Raw genomic sequence first — 597 nt, 5'->3', positions numbered from 1 at the left:
CCGAAGCAGTTCAGGAGATACTCGGTGACGTCGTAGCCGCGCTGGACAGAGATCTTCTTGATGGCATTGGCCATGTTCTCCACGGCGATGGTGACGAACCCTTCGGCGACAGTCTCGGGCGACCGGCCATCGCCGATTTCGGCGGCGAGTGCCGCAAATTTTGCTCGCACCGTCTCGACGTCGAGCGGCTCGTCCTGGCCGGGTCCGAATATAGCCGGAAAGAAATCGGGCTGCAGCTTGCCAAGCATGACGTTGGCGTCGGTGACGGCGAGCGGGCCGCCGCGCCGGTAGGCTGCCGGGCCGGGATTGGCGCCAGCCGAATCCGGTCCGGCCCGGAAGCGACCGGCCTCGTAATGCAGGATCGAGCCGCCGCCGGCGGCGACGGTATGGATGCGCATCATCGGCGCGCGGATGCGCACGCCGGCGACCTCGGTGTCGAAGGCGCGTTCGTATTCGCCGTCATAGTGGGCGACATCGGTGGAGGTGCCGCCCATATCGAAGCCGATGACCTTATCGAAGCCGGCGAGCCTGGCTGTCTCGACCATGCCGACGACGCCGCCGGCCGGTCCTGACAGCAGCGCATCCTTGCCCTGGAAC

General features: G+C 66.5%; 1 protein-coding gene. It reads right to left on the bottom strand.

The window, feature by feature from the left end:
- On the bottom strand, positions 1-597 hold a 597-nt coding region (locus tag EN750_RS38005; protein ID WP_281062392.1), incomplete at both ends, for a hydantoinase/oxoprolinase family protein.

This window comes from Mesorhizobium sp. M7A.F.Ca.ET.027.03.2.1 (genome assembly GCF_003999175.1).
Classification (GTDB): domain Bacteria; phylum Pseudomonadota; class Alphaproteobacteria; order Rhizobiales; family Rhizobiaceae; genus Mesorhizobium.
Note: the sequence above shows the minus strand (reverse complement) of the source record. Positions and strands in the feature narration are given on the sequence as shown.